This window comes from Pseudomonas urethralis (assembly GCF_021602465.1).
Lineage (GTDB): Bacteria > Pseudomonadota > Gammaproteobacteria > Pseudomonadales > Pseudomonadaceae > Aquipseudomonas > Aquipseudomonas vlassakiae.
The window spans coordinates 12,694-28,667 of record NZ_BQIJ01000027.1 but is presented as its reverse complement, the minus strand read 5'-3'; the positions used below and the strand labels follow the sequence as shown (position 1 = coordinate 28,667).

At 55.3% G+C, this 15,974-nt stretch carries 16 protein-coding genes; 10 read left to right on the top strand and 6 right to left on the bottom strand.

The window, feature by feature from the left end; all coding sequences use genetic code 11:
• Positions 1-360: 360 nt before the first annotated feature.
• The 3 genes from L6D64_RS26800 (at position 361) to L6D64_RS26790 (ending at position 2,167) form a co-directional block, all read left to right on the top strand.
• A complete protein-coding gene (locus L6D64_RS26800; RefSeq protein WP_079732563.1) occupies positions 361-699 on the top strand; it encodes a zinc ribbon domain-containing protein in 339 nt (112 codons plus the stop codon).
• Between the two features lie 54 nt (positions 700-753).
• Entirely contained in the window at positions 754-1,659 is a 906-nt protein-coding gene (locus L6D64_RS26795; RefSeq protein ID WP_010951438.1) for a cation diffusion facilitator family transporter, read from the top strand.
• A gap of 157 nt (positions 1,660-1,816) precedes the next feature.
• Positions 1,817-2,167, top strand: a complete 351-nt coding sequence (locus L6D64_RS26790; protein ID WP_011953105.1) for a DUF3147 family protein — start codon at positions 1,817-1,819, stop codon at positions 2,165-2,167.
• Positions 2,168-2,199: 32 nt separating this feature from the next.
• Here L6D64_RS26790 and L6D64_RS26785 read toward each other — a convergent pair whose 3' ends face one another.
• Positions 2,200-2,526 carry a DUF2790 domain-containing protein gene (locus L6D64_RS26785; protein ID WP_010951440.1) on the bottom strand — a complete coding sequence of 109 codons (327 nt, stop codon included), beginning with the start codon at positions 2,524-2,526 and terminating at the stop codon, positions 2,200-2,202.
• 689 nt (positions 2,527-3,215) lie between these two features.
• On the opposite strand from L6D64_RS26785, the gene L6D64_RS26780 reads away from it, so the two are divergent.
• Both L6D64_RS26780 and L6D64_RS26775 read left to right on the top strand, forming a co-directional pair.
• A complete protein-coding gene (locus L6D64_RS26780) occupies positions 3,216-3,890 on the top strand; it encodes a heavy metal response regulator transcription factor (RefSeq protein WP_003253457.1) in 675 nt (224 codons plus the stop codon).
• Positions 3,887-5,305 carry a heavy metal sensor histidine kinase gene (locus L6D64_RS26775; protein ID WP_010951441.1) on the top strand — a complete coding sequence of 473 codons (1,419 nt, stop codon included), beginning with the start codon at positions 3,887-3,889 and terminating at the stop codon, positions 5,303-5,305. Before L6D64_RS26780 ends, L6D64_RS26775 begins: the two co-directional genes overlap by 4 nt.
• A 57-nt stretch (positions 5,306-5,362) precedes the next feature.
• Here the strand turns inward: L6D64_RS26775 and L6D64_RS26770 are convergent, their stop codons facing one another.
• Complete coding sequence (locus L6D64_RS26770) at positions 5,363-5,950, bottom strand: hypothetical protein (RefSeq protein WP_010951442.1); 588 nt, start codon at positions 5,948-5,950, stop codon at positions 5,363-5,365.
• Positions 5,951-6,216: 266 nt separating this feature from the next.
• On the opposite strand from L6D64_RS26770, the gene L6D64_RS26765 reads away from it, so the two are divergent.
• The gene (locus L6D64_RS26765) at positions 6,217-6,438 is read left to right on the top strand and encodes a hypothetical protein (RefSeq protein ID WP_010951443.1); all 222 of its coding nucleotides are present in this window, start codon (positions 6,217-6,219) and stop codon (positions 6,436-6,438) included.
• 82 nt (positions 6,439-6,520) lie between these two features.
• Here the strand turns inward: L6D64_RS26765 and L6D64_RS26760 are convergent, their stop codons facing one another.
• The 3 genes from L6D64_RS26760 to L6D64_RS26750 are packed head-to-tail and all read right to left on the bottom strand — an operon-like array spanning position 6,521 to position 9,337.
• Positions 6,521-7,975 carry a phospholipid carrier-dependent glycosyltransferase gene (locus L6D64_RS26760; RefSeq protein WP_010951444.1) on the bottom strand — a complete coding sequence of 485 codons (1,455 nt, stop codon included), beginning with the start codon at positions 7,973-7,975 and terminating at the stop codon, positions 6,521-6,523.
• The gene (locus L6D64_RS26755) at positions 7,969-8,952 is read right to left on the bottom strand and encodes a glycosyltransferase family 2 protein (RefSeq protein ID WP_010951445.1); all 984 of its coding nucleotides are present in this window, start codon (positions 8,950-8,952) and stop codon (positions 7,969-7,971) included. The genes L6D64_RS26760 and L6D64_RS26755 overlap by 7 nt, the downstream gene beginning before the upstream one ends.
• A complete protein-coding gene (locus tag L6D64_RS26750) occupies positions 8,918-9,337 on the bottom strand; it encodes a GtrA family protein (protein WP_010951446.1) in 420 nt (139 codons plus the stop codon). Before L6D64_RS26750 ends, L6D64_RS26755 begins: the two co-directional genes overlap by 35 nt.
• A 257-nt stretch (positions 9,338-9,594) precedes the next feature.
• Here L6D64_RS26750 and L6D64_RS26745 point away from each other — a divergent pair, with 257 nt between their 5' ends.
• The 4 genes from L6D64_RS26745 (at position 9,595) to L6D64_RS26730 (ending at position 13,757) form a co-directional block, all read left to right on the top strand.
• On the top strand, positions 9,595-10,563 hold the full coding sequence (locus tag L6D64_RS26745; protein ID WP_010951447.1) for a LysR family transcriptional regulator: 969 nt from the start codon (positions 9,595-9,597) through the stop codon (positions 10,561-10,563).
• 210 nt (positions 10,564-10,773) lie between these two features.
• Positions 10,774-12,081 (top strand): OprO/OprP family phosphate-selective porin, encoded by a 1,308-nt coding sequence (locus L6D64_RS26740; protein WP_009395904.1) that lies wholly within the window; start codon positions 10,774-10,776, stop codon positions 12,079-12,081.
• Between the two features lie 298 nt (positions 12,082-12,379).
• On the top strand, positions 12,380-13,405 hold the full coding sequence (locus L6D64_RS26735; RefSeq protein ID WP_011953109.1) for a hypothetical protein: 1,026 nt from the start codon (positions 12,380-12,382) through the stop codon (positions 13,403-13,405).
• A gap of 127 nt (positions 13,406-13,532) precedes the next feature.
• On the top strand, positions 13,533-13,757 hold the full coding sequence (locus tag L6D64_RS26730) for a hypothetical protein (RefSeq protein WP_010951451.1): 225 nt from the start codon (positions 13,533-13,535) through the stop codon (positions 13,755-13,757).
• Positions 13,758-13,849: 92 nt separating this feature from the next.
• Here L6D64_RS26730 and L6D64_RS26725 read toward each other — a convergent pair whose 3' ends face one another.
• Positions 13,850-15,847: a heavy metal translocating P-type ATPase gene (locus L6D64_RS26725; RefSeq protein WP_010951452.1), complete on the bottom strand. Its 1,998-nt coding sequence runs from the start codon at positions 15,845-15,847 to the stop codon at positions 13,850-13,852.
• Positions 15,848-15,974: the final 127 nt, after the last annotated feature.

The window sequence follows — 15,974 nt, the reverse complement described above, 5'->3', positions numbered from 1 at the left end:
TTGGGGACGCTTAGTATGTGTGAGGCATAGGGATAAAAAGAGAAATGAATCTCGCTGAGCGCATTATTTCCGGGACCTGATAACGACACGATGACCTCGGGATTACAATGCTGACAGAAATCCAATTACTGCTGTTTTGATTGTCATTGATCACGCTATGATCAAAATTAGGGGAATACTACCCACCAAAAGCAATGCTCCGCTCAGCTAGATAAATTTAATTTCACAAACAAAACGGTTTCGTTTTGTCGTAGGCTAATTTTGAACTTTCAATTCAACTTACAAGTCTTTCTCGCGAGCAGAACATAATTTTCAACTTTTGCTCGTTAATATGTCACCCATCAATGAGGGGCGAATACCATGAGCTTTTTCAAAAACATCCTGGGCGGGCACCATGGCCGTGGAAACCACGGTGGAGGCAAGCACCACAGCGGGGGACATGGGGCCGAGCAATATGATCGCCATGGCCGGCAGCAGGGCTGCGACGGCGGTAATCAGGTGTATGACGGCGGGCGCCCTCCCACTCCTGCCCCCATCAAAGATCTGCAGGGCTGCAGGCAGTGCCGGACGGCCAACGATCCGTCAGCACGCTTTTGTCTAAACTGCGGAACACCGCTATCGAGTGGTTGCACCGCCTGCGGCTCGCTGCTGAGTGCAGGAGCAAGATTTTGCAGTCAGTGTGGCCAAGCGACGCTCTAAGGCTAGGTAGACAGGAAGGCCAACGAGACCACAACCCTGCGCAAGGAGAAATACGTGGGTTCAAATCATGACCATGGCAGCGCTGCAGTACGCGAGGGGCATCAGAAGAAGCTAATCATGGCGCTCGGCTTGACTGGCAGCTTCATGATTGCAGAAGTGATCGGTGCGTGGATTACCGGCAGCCTGGCGCTGCTGTCGGACGCATCTCACATGTTCACAGATACTGCCGCCTTGGCGATCTCACTGATTGCACTTCAGATAGCCAAGCGGCCGGCGGATCAGAAAAGAACCTTCGGCTATGCGCGCCTGGAAATTCTGGCTTCGACGTTCAACGCCGTGCTGCTCTTCCTGGTGGCGATGTACATCTTGTATGAGGCCTACCAGCGCTTCTTCATGCCGGCGGAGATCGCTACCGGAGCGATGATGTGGATCGCAATCGCCGGCCTGATCATCAACCTAATTTCGATGCGCCTTCTGGCATCTGCGAGCAACGAAAGCCTCAACGTCAAAGGAGCCTACCTCGAAGTTTGGAGCGACATGCTCGGCTCGCTTGGCGTAATCATCGCGGCACTTATCATCCGCTTCACCGGCTGGACCTGGGTCGACACGATTGTCGCTGTGGCGATCGGCCTTTGGGTTCTGCCGCGGACGTGGCAGTTGCTTCGCGAAAGCCTGGGGATCCTCATGGAGGGTGTCCCGAGGGGGCTCGACGTTACGGCAATCGAGGCCACCATCCTCGGAGTAGATGGCGTGACGGACGTTCATGACTTGCACGTGTGGGCTGTCAGCAGTGGCAGTAACGTGATGACGTCGCACGTAGTGGTTCGGGATTCTGCAGATGGGGATGCTGTGTTGGCGGCCGTCGTGGATGCTGTCAGCGATGCATTCGAAATCCATCACTGCACCATCCAGATCGAGCGGGCAGCTTTCCACGAGAGCGTTCCCTCACCCTCGCACTGACCGATCGGTAAACACCATGCAAACACATCACCCTCCTGGCTGAGGGTGATGTTGCAAAAAAAATGCGGTGAGGGATGCCGTAAACGGCAGGAGCGCTTCAAGGGGGTTGGTGAATGGCTTCGCCTGCCCTCGTCAACAACCTCCAGAAGGCTCAGCGATGGCCTGGATCATCACGAAGTACCTACTCACTGCCGGTATAGTGATTCTCGTGTCAGAGCTGGCGAAACGCAGCGACAAGCTGGGCGGCTTGGTCGCCGCCCTACCCTTGGTCACGGTCGTGACGTTGGTCTGGCTCTATTTAGAGAACCAGAGCATGGAGAAGATCTCCAACCATGCTTGGTACACGTTCTGGTACGTGCTTCCGACCCTGCCGATGTTTATTGCTTTTCCATTGCTGCTACCTAAGCTCGGCTTTTGGCCGACACTGATCAGCAGCATCCTCATCACAATGGCCAGCTTCGGAGGCTTCGCCATACTGCTGCGCCGGTTCGGCATTGAGCTTCTATGATCCGGTGGCCGCAGGGATCATCTTGATGAGTCTTAACGGCTATTAACACACTCGCCCTTCACCAGGTAGCGAACCATGTGCAGTTCGCCTTTCGAGTCTTCGTAGGTCATCATGCTTCTTACATTACCGCAGTACCGCACATTGGGTGATACATACACCAACTTACCAACGTCCAGGTCCATGCCATAGGCGTAGTCTTCTAGTTGAGGCATGGGCTTTTTTACGCGTTGAGCATAATCCGCTGTAGCCTCTCTAGCAGTACGCTCGATGTGTTTATTGATCTCCATACCGCTTTGGGCATTGGCTGTTAGTGATGTAAAGAGCATAAACACGGCGATCGCTGATACAGTAGTGTTCATAAGAAGTCCCTTAATAAAAAAGCGCCCGTAGGGGGGCGCTAAAATTCACCTACCAAAGGAGCGTATGGTTTACAGGTGAATGCACTGGCGCGAACAACTGCTCGGTGCTCTTGCCAAGCTGCTTTGAAATGAGACAATTTCCAAAGCAGCGATGCCTCTTCCGCTGCCCTTAAACTAGCAAAGGAGGCTAACACCAAGATGATCGTGCAATTACAATTTGGACATGTAATAGATTGTAAGATAATTATTCGAGAGAATATCGAGCCGCCACGTGAACTAATTTGCAGAAAGGCGCTGCGGTTTGCGGCCGTGCATGGGGTCTGCCTGCGTGGCGCCCTCGATCCAAGGCCAGTACCAGTCCTTGCAAGCTAACGACCGAAATGCTGCCTGTCCTGGCCGATTCCACCTGCCAGGCGAATCTGTCATACACCGCCGCAGGCCCCAGAATCCGCTATGCTTAGGGGTGGAGCCTGCATGACTGTCAGAAATCTTGCGGCTACATTACAAATTTGTAGGATTTCGCCGCGGCCAGCTTCTTCGCGTTAAGATTCAAGCGTCCTCAGGTGACCCGGCGTATGGACAGAGGTAGCGACTACCACATGCCATACCCTCAGCCAAACTTTCGAACAGCCTGCAACCATAATCTTGGCGGATTAGGCCAACTCCTTCCTCACACCTTGAGATAAGTTATGCGCGTTCTAGTTGTGGAAGACGAAATTAAAACTGCCGAATATCTTCAGCAGGGCCTATCCGAAAGCGGGTATGTCGTAGATATCGTGCACAACGGTGTAGATGCTCTGCACTTGTTCAACACTAATGTCTATTCGTTGGTCCTCCTGGACGTGAACCTCCCGGGTATCGACGGCTGGGACCTGCTGGAAACCATCCGTAAGACCAGCCGGGTCCGCATCATCATGCTGACCGCCCGCGGACGCATCAATGACAAGCTCAAGGGCTTGGACGGCGGCGCGGATGACTACCTTGTGAAGCCATTCGAATTCCCTGAGCTGCTTGCTCGCATCCGTTCGCTGCAACGCCGTGGTGATGAGTTAGTCGAGAAGAGCTCGCTGAAAATTGCCGATCTGGAACTCGACTCCGTCCGCCATCGCGTCTTCCGCGGTGGCACACGCATCGATCTCACCACCAAGGAATTTGCGCTTCTGCACCTGCTCATGAGCCGAACGGGCGAAGCGCTGACTCGCTCTCAGATCATCTCGTTGGTCTGGGATATGAATTTCGATTGCGACACCAATGTCATCGATGTAGCCATCCGGCGCTTGCGCTCGAAGATCGATGACCCGTTTGAAACCAAGCTCATTCACACGCTTCGTGGCGTTGGGTACGTTTTTGAGGAACGCGCATGAGGCCATTCAGCCTGGCTGCAAAGCTGGGGTTAAAAGTTGGGTTGATGAGCGCAGCGTTGCTGCTTCTGTTCGCCACCTTTGGCTATCTGATGGTAGGCAAGGCTCTGGAAAGAAATGCCAGAGCAGACCTGGAAGTAAAGATGGCGGGGATGGCTCACAACCTGTCCACCATCCCGGACATCTCCGGCGTCAACGCGGATGCGCATCAGCTTGTCGATTTGGTCATGGGCCACAACAACCTGTATGTGAGCATATTCGATACCTCACAGAATCAGACTCCCCTGCTCTCGATTGGCTCGAAACAGGTCAATCTGGAGGTGCACAAGTTTCAGCCGGCGGCCCAGCCCAAAGAGCACGAATGGCGTGATACGCAGGACCGTCCTCTGCTGAGTGCTTCTCGAATCATGCGTTTGGGCGATGGAACAGAGGTCAGCGTCTATATGACCATGGACCAGTCATCCAGTGAGGCGCTGCTCGATGCGTTGCTGACCTGGGCCTTGATGATGTCCCCCGTCATCCTCGCACTGATCTTGGCCATTGGCTGGTGGACTGTGCGCAGAGGCCTGCTACCACTGACCAAGTTCCTCAAGATCGCCTCGAAAATCTCAACCGAGAGCCTCGACCATCGCCTTCCAACTGATGGGATGCCGGCAGAACTCAAAATGCTCGCCGACGGCATCAACATCATGCTGGCTCGCCTGGATGATGGGGTTCAGCAGCTCTCGCAGTTTTCTGACGACCTTGCTCACGAACTTCGAGCACCGCTTTCCAACCTGATGGGCAAGGCCCAGGTTGCCTTGACCAGAGAACGATCGCTTTCCGAGTACCGGGAGGTTCTGGAGTCGTGCACAGAAGAGCTGGACCGCATGAGCCGCATGGTTTCCGACATGCTGTTCTTGGCCCAGGTCAGTCATCCAGCATCAATGGTGGAGTTCGAATCCGTCTCCTTGGTCGACGAGGTTCAGCGAGTGTGCGATCTCTTCAGCATTTCAGCAGAAGAAGGCGAGATTCAGCTGCAGATCTCCGGCAGTGATGACGTGGTGCGCGGGAATCGCCTGATGGTTCAACGTGCCGTCTCGAATCTGGTCTCGAACGCGATCCGTTACTGCCCTCGCGGCCGCACGGTCTACGTTAAGGTGCAGCATAGTGCGAGCGGTACGACGTTGAGTGTCGGCAACCCCGGCCGTGGTATTGCCAAGGAACACCACGCGCACTTGTTTGAGCGGTTCTACCGTGTGGACAAGAGCCGAGCACGGAGCGAAGGCGGTACCGGTCTTGGCTTGGCCATTGTGCAGTCGATCATGAGTCTGCACCAGGGATCGGCGAGCGTGGAGGTGACCGAAGAAAACTTCACCTGGTTCCACCTTCACTTTCCGGAAGCCCAGCAAATGCAGCCGGCAATGACCGCCGCTTAAATTGCGCAGACACGATTAGGCCCGTCAATCGACGGGCCTTTTGTTTGCCTCAATGCATCAGTGCCGAAGGACCACAGGGTCCATGGGCGACCGCAGAATCACCGACTTAATAATCTTCTGTTCGTCAGGATTGGCGTTTTTCCACAGGTGTGAGAAGTACTGAGCATTCACTTTCTCTTGAGCACTTACGCTGCCGGCGGCATCGATCAGGCGCATGGTCGAGTAGACACAGATCAGCGCCAGAATGAAGAACGCCGTGGCGACCACCATCACATAACGCTTGGCCAGCACCGGTGCCCGCTTGAGCTCCTGGATAGAGGCGTCCGCCGCCTTTGTCGCTGCTGTAAGCTCCGAGATCAGTGGCTGGATGGCGGTGTCGACTCCGCGGCATGCAGCTGAATACGCTGATGCAGCGGCGCGCAAGGCAACCTCCTCCGCGTTCGACCAAGCCTTCTCCGCCTTTCGCACCTCCTCCTGAATCTGCCGGCCGACAGCGTCCACCTGCTCCACCAGTTCGTTCGACCTCTCCAAAACAGCGCTGGAGGTGCGCGTCTGCGAGGTCAGCTCATCGAGCTGGACAGTGAGTTTTTCAGTGCAGCGGCGAAAGTCACCGATAGCAACTGCCCAGGGCTCTATGTCATTCATGGCTATCTCCTAGGGCGGCCAACAACGCCGCGCTGAATTAACGCGCTAGATATCAAAATTGTAATTTAAGAGAAAATTCGAAGTCGCCCTCGACAGTGCCGAGATAGACATGATCCTTCCAGATTTGAAGATTTAACGCATCCTATCTGCAGCCAAAATTACGGAATTGTAATTATTGACTCACCTTGTCGTTAGCTTCGCGTTCCTAAACTACAAACCAACAAAGGCCGCTAATCAGGTTGGCCTAGTATGAGCCGAGGTTCACAATGAAATTTGTCAAATCTATCGCTATTGGCAGCCTGCTGCTGGGTCTCATGGGTACCGCTTACGCTGAAGGCGGCTTCGAGCGAACGAAACAGTTCAACGAGAACTTCCGAACCGAACAGGCTCGCCTATGGAGCGATGACTCTTCGGACCAGAACAAACAACAAGTCGCTCAAGAGCAAAAGAAAGAAAGCAAGGATGGTAAGGAACAAGCCGACAATTAATCGGCGGTTAAATAGGACTTCAAATGACGAAAGAAATCGACAAAAAAGCCAGGGTAAAACCTGGCTTTTTTGTGCTTGGAATTTAGCCTTCGTTCTTGCGAGGCGTTTCCGCATTGCTTTCTCCGGCCAGACCCTCGGCACCTTGTGCGGGGCGTTTCCAATGGCACAGCAGGAGCTGGCTGGCGTTCGCTTCGGTGATCGATGTGCAAGCTAGATCAGCGGGCAGACCATCCTTGCTGTCTCGCAAGCGCCTGGACAGATAGAACGAGCCATCCCGCGGCCACTTGGCAGGATCCTTGATGTTCTCGGACTTCCCGCTGCTGTAAAACTCCGACGAGTATGAGCGGCGGCCAGGATAGATCAGGGGAGCGGAATGAGCAGACTGCACATTGAGCCAGGCTTGAACCACATCCCGCTGATTCTGAGGGCGCTCCTCTAGTACCCCGGCGTAGATGATGCCCGCACCGATGATTGGCAACACCAATGCGCTCGCAGCGGCAGCCCAGGTGGTCTTCGGGCCAACTTCGCTGACCCGTGCAGACAGCAGCAATGCCCACGCTGGCAGCGCGGGTAGCAGGTAGGTCCACAGAATGTTGCCTGCAAATGTGAAGAAGACCGGTGTCGCCAAGGCCCACAGCCAGAGGTAGGCTTTGAAGCGCTGCATCGATCCACGCTTGCGGATCAACAGTGGTAGAAACAAGGCCCATGGCAGTAGCGACAATCCGAGCTGGATCCAGATGCTGCCGTACGGCTTGGCATGAGCACTACCATAGAGGTCCCCTGCCCAGTTACTGACGACGTAGCGGCTCCAGTGCTCACCAACGAAGAAGTACTCCATGAAGCCGGGCGTTTTCATCTCGGCCGCGACATACCATGGCACGGATATACCGAACATAAGTACAAGGCCGCTAATCCAGGGAAGCCTCAGTACCCGTCCCCATTCCTTGTAGATAACGAACCAGGCGAATGCCGGCGCCCCCATAAGCACCAGGGTCAGCGGCCCTTTGGCAAGCAAGCCCAGCCCGAGACCTGCGAACATCAGGTAGGCATCCGCCTTGCTGGCGCACTTCATCCAACGCCAGAAACCGTAGCTGGCCAGCAGAATCGAGAACGACAAAACAGGGTCAGTCAGCACAACACCGCTGGAGACCAGGCCAAGTGTGGTGCTGGAAAAAATAATGGCAGCCCAGATGCCGGCGTTACGAGAAATCTGCTGCGTGCCGAGTTTGATGATGATGAAACAGCTTGCCAGGTGGAGTAGCCACGCTGGGAAGCGCGCAGCGAACTCGTTAACGCCGAAGACCGTCATGCTCGCGGCCTGGGTCCAGAAGGACAACGGAGGCTTGCCCCAGAACGGTACCCCGTAGTCGAACATGGGCGTGATCCAGTCATTCAACTCGACCATCTTGCGAGCCATTTCAGCGTAACGGGCCTCAGATGTGTCCATCAGCGGGTAGATGCCCAGCCCCACCAAACGCAATAGCAAAATCGAACCCAGGACCCACCACAGCGTCCTCTCGTTCTTCAGGTTCAGCATTTCTTACCCTCGATCGAAGCCATCGAAGGGTGGAGTGACACGGGATCTGCCTTGTTGCTGTGCTTCAGGAAATAGAGAGGCCGGCGCTTCACTTCCGCGAGTGTCACGCCCAGGTACTCCCCCACCATGGCGACACCGACGCACATGAATGAAGCCATTCCGACGATCAGGTGATGGATGTCGAAACTGCCTGCCACAAGCGACGCAAGCATGTAGCAGATGCTGGAGACGAAAAGACCGAAACTGATGAGGCTGAAAATGCGCAGTGGTTTGCGAGAGAAGCTGACGATGCTCTCGATGGCCAGATTGAACAGGCCAGCTGCATTCCATTTGGTGCTCCCGGCATGGCGAACAGTGCGATTGTAGGGCAGTTCGATGGTACGAAAGCCTACCCAGCCGATCATGCCTTTGAGAATCCTGGAGCGTTCATCCAGGGCCCGCAGGGCTGCCAGCGGCGCAGGCCCAATCAATCGGAAATCGCTGACATCGGCCGGCATGTCCACCTTCTCCACCAGGCGCTGCATGACCCAGTAGTAAGCCCGGGCACTCATGCGCTTGAACCACGAATCACCGATTCTCAGGTTGCGCTGCATGTTCACCACGTCGTAGCCGCGTTGCCAGTAGTCCACCATGGCCGCGATGAGCTCTGGTGGATCCTGCAGGTCGACATCAATGAAGATCAGCGCACTGCCACGGGCATGGTCTATCCCGGCGCTCAGTGCAGCCTCTTTGCCGAAGTTGCGACTCAGGGACAGGCAACGTACAGATGACCCATCCTGATAGTGGCGAAGAATGTCGGCCGTCCGGTCATTACTGCCGTCGTCGACATAGAGGATTTCGCAGGAGACGGGTAAGCGCTTCACCACGCGGGTGATTCGCTGGTGGAACTCGGGGATGGTTTCCTCTTCCTGGAAGCAAGGGACCACGATGGTTAACAAGGGATCAGGGCGCTCGGGAAAGCGATGTAATGTCTGCATGATTGAATGTCCAAAAACGATGTGCAATGAATCCAAGTGCAGTGAGGCTTAAGGTCACTACGACTTGGGAGATGAGCGGTGACAGATTCGACTTGATGAGGAACCACATACCCACGCCATTGCCGAAGTTTGTGGTTAACGCGACCAGTGCAAACCTGACAGGCTGAAACTTACGAGAGCCATCTGCCACAAAACAGAGCGCCCTATTTCCAATGAAGCTCGCGATTGCGCCAACCATGCCGCCACAGATACTGGCCAGTAACGGAGTAACGAATTCTGTCGTAACCAGCAATAGGAACACCGCATAATGGACTCCCGTTGCTATGAAGCCGATCCCCAGATAACGAATCAGTAAGGTAGTAAGAGGTGGGGTTTGATTTTCCATGCCCAAAGCCTATGGAGGCAAAGGTGAAAAAATAGTGAACTAAATGTAAATGCGTAATTAGCCGAATCTATATATGGTAAGTAACAAGTCGGCGCACTAGGCTAGCACGCTACAATATCAGAGGGATTGCCTGAAAATTACGCTTTCGAAATAAAAGCCTTCCGATAACGCATGCATGACCCGTGGATTACAATGTTGACAAGATAAGGAAACACCGGGTGGCATTGAGATAGATTCCCCGAATTAAGGGGGACCTAATGGTTACACAAAATGAAACATATACAAGCACCGTTGTTCCTTACAGCCCTGACATATTGGATGATTTGCCAATTGATGATCAGCTGGCCGTAGAGTTTTTCGCAACAGCACGTTGTGCCAGTTTCAAACAGGCTGCCCGAGGGCTCAATGTGCCAGTGGTAGGCCTGCGGAAACGCTTGGAGAAACTGGAAGAGCACATTGGTGCTCCCGTGTTTGTCTACAAACACAACAAGCTTGCCCTGACCCGCACAGGCGAGAGGGTCAGCCATTACCTGTGCCAGCTCTTCGGCCCAGACGGCCTTGGCAAGTCCGGTGAAAAGGAAGTCCCCAGGCTTACCATCGCGATCACAGAGCCAGTGCTGAACGACATCGTAAACCGCGATCTAGTCGCCTACGTGCGTGATCATGCCGAAATGCAGCTGGAAATCCATTCAGAATGCACAACGCAGATGCTTTCTGAGTGTGAAGTCGATGTGGGTATCGCTTTGGTGAGCCCAGATGATAAAGGCGCGCTTGATCGCCATCCTACGTATAGGTTTGAACGGCTTGGCCGGATTGGGCACGCCCTGTTCATTTCCAGCCGCTATTCAAGAAGCGTCACCCTTCCAGTGGAGAGCTTGGATTTGCACAACTTCATGCTCGTTGTCCCTTGGGATGAAGAGATCTTGGCGGGCTCACGAAAGTGGGCATCGATAATGGCTGAGCATCAGGGCGGTACCACTCGGGTCAAGAGCTACAACCTATCACGAGGCCTTGTCGTTGGCGGTGCGTGTATTGGAGTGCTGCCCGACTACAGCCGAAAACTGGAGAGAAATATCCTACCCGTGCCGGGTTTCCTGGACGACCTGGAGGAGAAAGATGTCTATCTTGTTATCAAAACGAAGCTTGTCCGCAATCCGCAGGTTTTGGAAATTCGAAGATTGATCAAGAAGAGCTTCTTTGATAAGAAGGACTGGCTTGTTCGGTAACAGTTTTGTTAGGTTTGAAACTCCTCCGTTAACACTACAGAAACACAACTGTCATATTCGCTTGCAACCTAGTCAGAGTGCTTAGAACAAAGGCATCTTGTTACAGCAGGTGACAACCGTGGCCTGCTCCCATCTGCAAGATAAATTTAGGCCGGCGCAGGGCGAAATATAACGTCGGTAGCTAAGCACTTAACATACGAGAGGCAAGCAATGATCCGTTCTTCGAACATGCGGGAAAAGCTGTTGGCTGCCGCAATAATAGGCACATTTTCCTCGCAAGCATTCTCCGGAACAGTAACCACTGACGGAGCTGACATCGTTCTGAAGACCAAGGGCGGTCTTGAAGTATCGACTTCTGACAAGGAATTCAGTTTCAAACTGGGCGGCCGAGTTCAGGCCGACTACGGCCGTTTCGATGGTGTCTTCACCAAGAATGGCGATACCGCTGACGCAGGCTACTTCCGTCGCGCCTACCTTGAGCTCGGTGGCGTGCTGTACCGCGACTGGAAGTATCAGCTCAACTACGACCTTTCCCGCAACACGGGCAACGACTCCGACGGCTACTTCGACGAAGCCAGCCTGACCTACACGGGTTTCAAGCCGGTGCAACTGCGCTTTGGCCGTTTCTACACCGACTTCGGTCTTGAGAAAGCCACCAGTTCGAAGTGGACCACCGCCATGGAGCGGAACCTCTCGTACGACCTGGCGGACTGGATCAACGACAACGCCGGCATGGGTGTTCAAGCCACCAGCACCATCGCTGACATGGCTTATGTTTCCGGTAGCGTTTTCAGCGAAACCAATAACAACTCGGATGGCGACAGCACCAAGCGCTACAACGTACGTGGCGTGTTCGCACCGCTGCACAGTGATGGCAACGTCCTGCACGTCGGTGCTCAGTACGCTTACCGCGACCTCAAAAACAGTGCGGTCGATACCCGGATTCGTTCGCGTCTGGGCGTCCGCGGTGTAGATACCAATGGCGGCGGCGATGCCGGCACCAACGGCAACCGCATGCTGTTTGGCGGTGCTGCTGCACAAGATGGCCTGTGGAAGGACGACTCGGTCTGGGGTCTCGAAGGTGCCTGGGCCACCGGCCCGTTCTCGGTTCAAGCGGAATACCTTCGCCGCAAGCTGAAAGCTGACCAGGCCAACAACGACATGAAGGCCTCCGGTTACTACGCCCAGATGGCTTACACCCTGACCGGCGAGCCGCGTATCTACAAGCTCGATGGTGCCAAGTTCGACACTATCAAACCAGAGAACAAGGAACTGGGGGCCTGGGAAGTCTTCTACCGCTTTGACGATATCAAGGTCGAAGACGGCAACCTGGTCACCGCGGCGGACCAATCGAACGAGCGCAAGGCCAAGAGCCACACGGTGGGTGTGAACTGGTACGTCAACGAGGCGGTGAAAGTCAGTGCCAACTACATCAACGTGCGCACCGACAACAACGAGAACACCGTGGGCGACGACAGCGGCAATGCCATCGTGACCCGCCTGCAATACGTCTTCTGATCCCTCTCATCAGTCTGACGTGAGAAAGCCGGAAGCGCTCAACGTGCTTCCGGCTTTCCTGTTTCTGGAGGTGATCAAGCATGGAGCGCCCTCCTCCTACCTGCTTTCGCTTACCGATGACCGCTCTTGCCAAAGCTCGGCGAATCTGATGTGATTGCCGCGTCGGGCTTTGCATGGTGGCCGTGCAAGCAAATCAAACCTGACTCCTATTCATGATTGAACCTGATTCGACGTCCAGCTTCGCGTCTAACGGCCCTACAAGCGCAGCTACCCCAACGTCGCTCATTAGGGGATAGTCATGTCTGCAAAAAAGCTGCTTCAACCTCTCGCTGCTCAGCTGCACGCCTCGTTCTCGGCTTCTGGCCGCCCGTACTCTCATCTGCACCTCCACCAGCTGTTCCACGCGGCCATCGGCTCCGTTGCACCGCAAGTTGCCATCCAAGACAAGCTGCCAATTCAGGTCTGTCGTGACAACGAGACACGGCAGTACAACCTCTACGCGGCGGTCGAGCGGGCGAAAACGTGCTTAGGATTGACCGATCTTCAAGCAGTCGGTGTGGCTGAAGAAGTCATTGAGGTGCTACGAACTGCGGGAATCGGCGTGAACCAGGTTCGCCTGCTCCTTGACCCCTCCTTCAGCTCGAAGACTCGCAAAAAGGCCTTCAAGGCTCTCTGCAAGAACCTGGATCTGAACGAGCTAGGCGATCGCTTCGTCCCCAAGACTGCCACGTTGGCCATCGCTGCTGGTATTGCGCCGCCTCCCAAAATGTCGTGGAAGGATCGCTTCGCCCTGGCTGCAAATTCCCCCATGCGGGGGCCAAGCGAGCTCATCAGCATGGTCAACCGGGATGAGTGTTATCTGTGGGTATTCCCACCGACTGACCATCATGCGACGGCTCCAGCGACGCATGACCGTTTCTTTGGTGAAAAGACCCACCCGAGCGCAGAAATGGGCATGGGGTTCAGCATCATCGATTCCGGCTGGACCCGCCCCAAGTACCCGCTATCCAGGCAGTCACAAGAGACCTTCATCCAGTATTCGCTTTCTGCGCCGATGTGGTCCTGGCGCGCACAAAGTGACACCTGGCGCCTGGGAAACATCCTGCGTTCAAGAATCCTTGACGGGGCTCCTTGGCATAACGAGCCTCTGAGTGACGTGCTTCCGAGCGGCCTTAAATCCCTGCCCCGGATCTATGGGTGCGAAACCTGCCGAACGCTGTTCATTGAGAATCACAGCGACTACCCGGATGTACCCACTCAGTGCCAATGCGGTGAGGCGAGCAGCACGGGTGACCAAAACGAGTCATCTGCTCTCAATAGCTGATTTTCCTTACGGTGGCGGGCTGAGCCCCCCGTTAGGGATTGGCTATGGGAGCGGGATTCGCTCACCCCAAACCTGAAGGCGCCGCCACCTAACCGAGCGATATGAGCTGAATGCTCGCGGAGTAGATATGCAAAAGAGTAAAAACAAACAGGACACCCTGGCGGCGATCAATGCGCTTGTCGAGATTGCGTATGATCAGGGATTTGCGGACGGACACGGAGTCGGCAATCAAGTCGGTTTCGTAGCCGGTGTCATGAGCCTCAAAGCTGCATTGGCCTGCGGCTTACGGCATGGCTCACCTGAGTGCGGAAAGGCCCTTGAAAGCCTCAAGCGCATCGGGATCGACGAGTGAGAGAAAAGTACGGGTCGTGCGCTGATCGCGCACGACCCGTACTTCTACTTCAGGTCATTTCCCTGCTTAGCTTCATGATTGAAGCTCAGGGATCAGGTGCTTCTGCGGTAGGCCAACAGGCGCAAGGCGTTGAAGACGACCAACAGTGTGGAGCCCTCATGGATCGCAACAGCGGCACCAATGCTCAAGCCCATGATGGTGGACGGAACCAGGATGGCCACAATCCCCAAGCTGACGAACAGATTCTGGTGGATGATCGATCGCGTGTGACGGCTCAGCCCCACCGCAAATGGGAGTTGCCTGATGTCGTCAGCCATAAGCGCGATATCAGCCGTTTCCAGGGCAACATCAGATCCAGCAGCCCCCATTGCGATACCAACGCTCGAACTGGCCATGGCAGGGGCATCATTGACGCCGTCACCCACCATGGCCACCTTGGCGCTAAGGCGCAGGTTTTTGATGGCCTTGACCTTGTCTTCCGGCATCAGGTCTCCCCACGCTTCATCTAAGCCAACTTGTTTGGCTACAGCCTCTGCAACGCGGTTGTGGTCTCCAGAAATCATGACCATGCGTTCGATACCCATCTCTCTAAGCTTCTGGAGTGCCTCTTTGGCCCCCTCCCGGGGTGTGTCCAATAGCCCGATAGCGCCCAGATCCTTGTCAGCACGCCGTACCACCATGGTGGTACGGCCTGACTGACGTAGACGCTCCGCAGCCTCCAGGGCTGCCTTGCTGAGTGCGGGAATACCATTGGTACCGAACATCTCGACCTTGCCAATCCAGACGAACTGCCCATCAAGCTCAGCACGCACGCCGCGGCCAATCATGTTGCTCATGTTCTTGGCTTGGAATCGGCGCCGTGTGCCAATCATCTCTTCACCGTCACGCACAATTGCCGCAGCCAGCGGATGGTCGCTCATCGACTCCACAGCGATGGCGACGTTTAGCAGATCCTCGATCTGCGTGCCGCCTATGGGTATTACATCGGTGATACGTGGGCGCCCTTCGGTCAGGGTACCGGTCTTGTCGAATGCCATGGCATTCAATGATCCAAGCTCTTCAAGTGGCGCACCGCCCTTGATCAGCACGCCACCTCGGGCTGCCCTGGCGATGCCAGAGAGAATGGCGCTTGGTGTAGCGATCGCGAGCGCGCAGGGGCTGGCTGCAACCAGTACGGCCATCGCCCGGTAGAACGAGTCACGGAACGGCTCGTCAAGGAAAATGCCGGCAAATAGCAGCCCGACTACCAGCAGTAAAACCAACGGGACGAATATGCGTTGGAAGCGGTCCGTGAATCGCTGGGTCGGTGACTTCCTGACTTCGGCTTCACTGACCATCTTGATGACCCGCGCCAAGGTACTCTCCGTAGAGCGCCGTGTTACCTCAACCTCGATGAGCGTTTCGCCATTGATGGTACCGGCGAAGACTTTCGAGGCTGCATCCACTGCATCTGGCTTGCTGCGTGCGAGTTCGGCATCAGGAACAGGTTGCTTGTCCACTGGGACGCTCTCACCGGTTACTGGCGCCTGGTTGATACTTGAGGAGCCTACGACTACAAAACCATCGGCCGGCAGGCGGTCATTGGGGCGCACGATGACAACGTCACCGGGAACCAGCAGCTCCACGGGCATCTCCACCGTGCCATTTGCTCTGCGTACGATCGCGGTGGCTGGTGCGAGCTTGGACAGTGCCTCAATCGCTTTCTTGGCCCGCCCCATCGCGTAGCTTTCAAGGGAATGCCCCAGACTGAACAGGAACAGCAGCAGAGCCCCCTCCGCCCAGGCGCCGATGCTCGCGGCACCGACTGCGGCGAGAAGCATCAGCGAGTCGATCTCGAAGCGTTTCTGACGGATGTTGGTAACCGCTTCCTTAGTGGTGAACCATCCACCGAACACGTAGGCCGACACGTACAGAATCAGAGGCAGACGATCAATCAGGCCAAGTTTTCCTGCGAGAGCTCCGGCACCCAGGAGAGCACCACAGATCAGCGCGAAAATCAGCTCTGTGTTCATTCCAAAAATGCCGCCATGCTCATGGCTATGACCTTCATGCCCGGCTTGGTCATCAGGGCGTTCAAGCAAACTCTTCATAACTCGTCCCTTCTGGGGTCAAGGCTTCCAATTGCCCTCTGCAGTTGGGGAGCCGTCTCTGTTGGTTGGCTAAGATCTATTGCACGGTTTGCCCGAGCCCAGGCGTTAACATTTCGAAGCTATGGGG